Source organism: Dellaglioa sp. CoH-55-MRSF-9, assembly GCF_056782155.1.
In genome coordinates this window covers 1-238 of sequence record NZ_JBXAYG010000168.1, presented here as the reverse complement: position 1 = coordinate 238, position 238 = coordinate 1, and the positions used below count along the sequence as shown (strand labels likewise).

General features: G+C 60.5%; 1 protein-coding gene. It reads right to left on the bottom strand.

Features of this window, described 5'->3' with window-relative positions:
- Positions 1-6 precede the first annotated feature (6 nt).
- On the bottom strand, positions 7-238 hold a 232-nt coding region (locus AC1RPV_RS08215), incomplete at its 5' end, for a hypothetical protein (protein WP_481764273.1).

Sequence of the window (238 nt, the reverse complement as noted above, 5' to 3'; positions counted from 1 at the left end):
CATGTTTTACCCAATTTGCAGGCGGGTCGGATTTGTGTCGATGCGTTGCTGGCGTTCCGCGTAGAACACGTTGACTGTCAGCGAGCCGCCGACTGCCGGATCGATCGAGTTGTAACGAATCGGCCAGTTGCCCGACGCAGGAAGCGGAGGGACCGGAGTAACCGAGCCGTCGTCCGTCCACGTCAGGGGCTGGCCAGCATTGATCGTGGCCAGCAAGCCGAACCCATCATGCGAATCG